The sequence below is a fragment of the uncultured Fenollaria sp. genome, assembly GCF_934202865.1.
In the GTDB taxonomy this organism is placed as follows: Bacteria; Bacillota; Clostridia; order Tissierellales; family Peptoniphilaceae; genus Fenollaria.
This window is the reverse complement of record NZ_CAKPYL010000087.1, coordinates 1-2283: the sequence shown is the minus strand read 5'-3', so window position 1 is coordinate 2283 and position 2283 is coordinate 1. Positions and strand designations below refer to the sequence as shown.

General features: G+C 30.9%; 3 protein-coding genes and 1 pseudogene. All 4 read right to left on the bottom strand.

The window, feature by feature from the left end; translation table 11 throughout:
* The coding region (scpB, locus tag Q0E71_RS06720) for an SMC-Scp complex subunit ScpB (protein ID WP_294797251.1) at positions 1-497 on the bottom strand (497 nt) is incomplete at its 3' end.
* On the bottom strand, positions 490-1203 hold the full coding sequence (locus Q0E71_RS06715; protein ID WP_294797250.1) for a ScpA family protein: 714 nt from the start codon (positions 1201-1203) through the stop codon (positions 490-492). The genes Q0E71_RS06715 and scpB, both read right to left, overlap by 8 nt.
* On the bottom strand, positions 1203-1805 hold the full coding sequence (locus Q0E71_RS06710) for a site-2 protease family protein (RefSeq protein WP_294797249.1): 603 nt from the start codon (positions 1803-1805) through the stop codon (positions 1203-1205). Before Q0E71_RS06710 ends, Q0E71_RS06715 begins: the two co-directional genes overlap by 1 nt.
* Positions 1805-2283, bottom strand: a pseudogene (locus tag Q0E71_RS06705) (hypothetical protein); the annotation flags it as partial. The pseudogene Q0E71_RS06705 and the gene Q0E71_RS06710, both read right to left, overlap by 1 nt.

Below are 2283 nucleotides of genomic sequence, written 5' to 3'. Positions count from 1 at the left end.
TTTATATCTGGAAGCTCAGATAAATCCTCTATGCCAAAGCTTCTTAAAAAGATATCACTTGTCCCATAAAGTATTGGTTTGCCCGGGGTATCAAGTCTGCCTACTTCTTCTATTAAGCCTCTGTCAAGCAGTGTATTAACAGGACCATCTGACTTTACAGATCTTATTTTTTCTATTTGCATCTTAGTAACTGGCTGTTTATAAGCAATTATTGATAGCGTTTCGATAGATGCATTGCTTAGATTATTTTTTGGCTTTTCACTCAATAGTTTTTTAACGTAATCAAAGTATATATCTCTGCTAATAAGCTGATAAGAGCTATTCATTCTGATGATCTTTAATCCATCGTTTGATGAATCCATTTCACTTCTTAATTCTTCTATAGCTCTTTCAATTTCTTCAATATCTAATTCGCATATATCGCTAATAGTTTTGATATCGAGAGGATCTCCCCATGCAAATAGCAATGCTTTAATTATTTCTTTTATATCATTCATGATTATCACCCAAGTATGTAAAATCTATATCTGAGAATGTTGCTTCTTGTTCGTAGCTAATAACTTTGTTTTGTATAAGCTCTAAAACGCTGATAAACAAGGTAATTACATAAGCTACGTCCACTATTTCAGGAATAAACTCACTTAGTTTTACTTTTTTATTTTTCTTAAACTTTTTAACAATGTCATTTGTCATCTTTTTGACACTATATTTTTCTCTACGTATGCTGCTAGGTTCTTCTTTGATAATTGTTCTCTTATTAGTCAAAAGTGATACAAGTACTTTAGATAGATTATTCAAGTCAAAGTTAAGGTCTAAAGCTTCATCTTTTTCATCAATCTCATCCATTGGCTTAAATACAAAGTTATTCGACTCTTCATACATTGTGTTTAAGTACAAAGATACATCTTTAAATATCTTGTATTCAAGAATATTTTTACTAAGTTCTAGACGTGGATCTTCCTCAATATTATCCTTTTCTACTGGTATAAGCATTTTGGATTTTATCTCCAGTAATCTCGATGCCATAACTAAAAAGTCACTACTCATTTCGACATCTATCTCTTGAGAAGTATTGATATAGTCAAGAAATTTTTCTGTTATTTCATTGATGGGTATATCGAATATATCCATCTTGTCCTTATCTATGAGTTCTAATAGTACATCAAAAGGACCTTTGTAGCTGCTTATTTCAACGTTATACATTAGACTATCTTTCCTATCAGATTAATCATAAAATTAACCATTGGTATAAGTATTTTATCAAGATTATCAGTCATTATAAGTAATAAGAGTAGTATATAGCCATATTTTTCGTACTTTATTAGATAATACTCATACTTTGGTGGTAGAAATGAAAACAACAGCTTTGATCCATCTAGTGGTGGAATAGGAATAAGGTTAAATACACCTAAGATTATGTTAAACCAGAATATATTCATAAATATCTCAAATACAAAGTCACTTAGCCTTATATACTTCATAATAATAACTGCAATGATAGCCAAGATAAAGTTAGTCAAAACCCCAGCAATAGAGACGAAGAAAGTACCTTTTTTCCTGTCTCTAAAGTTATTTGGATTAATCATAACTGGTTTTGCCCAACCAAATTTAAAAAATATCAAGCAAATAGTACCAATAGGATCAAGATGATGAAGTGGGTTTAATGATAATCTACCATCGTTTTTTGCTGTTTCATCACCACAAAGGTATGCTGCGTATCCGTGTGCCATCTCATGAGGTATTATTGCCACAAGCACAGCTATTGTTCTTATAATAATATCTTGTAAATTAATATTGCCAAACATTATCTAATCACCTCTAAAATGTGCTTTTCTTTTACAGCCTTGTCGCCATAGATGACGCTAGCTTTTAAAGCATCCAATTGATTGGAACTTAATTCTTCATTTGATCTTATTGTAAATAATAAGTCGCCTTTATCAATCTTATCGCCAATACATTTTTCATTTATTAAGCCAACTGTGTAATCAATCTTGTCTTCTTTCTTTAATCTACCTGCGCCTAATTCGTTGAGTGTCTTTGCTATGTCTTTAAGCTTATATTTGCTTAAATAGCCACTAGCATCTGCCAAAATCTCAGTCTCGTATCTAGCCTTATCAAACTTATTGATATCTTCAATATATGATATATCTCCGCCTTGATTGTGAACAAATTTTAAAAACATTTCAAAGGCTTCTCCGCTATCTAAAACTCTTTTTATCTTATCTTTTACTTCTTTATAATCTACATCTTCAAGGTTTAGTAAGAGTTCATATACAATATGAT

Excerpts from the sequence above, each read along its gene's own strand:
- Q0E71_RS06715 (WP_294797250.1), bottom strand. The coding sequence starts at position 1,203 with ATGTATAACGTTGAAATAAGCAGCTACAAAGGTCCTTTTGATGTACTA.
- Q0E71_RS06710 (WP_294797249.1), bottom strand. The coding sequence starts at position 1,805 with ATGTTTGGCAATATTAATTTACAAGATATTATTATAAGAACAATAGCT.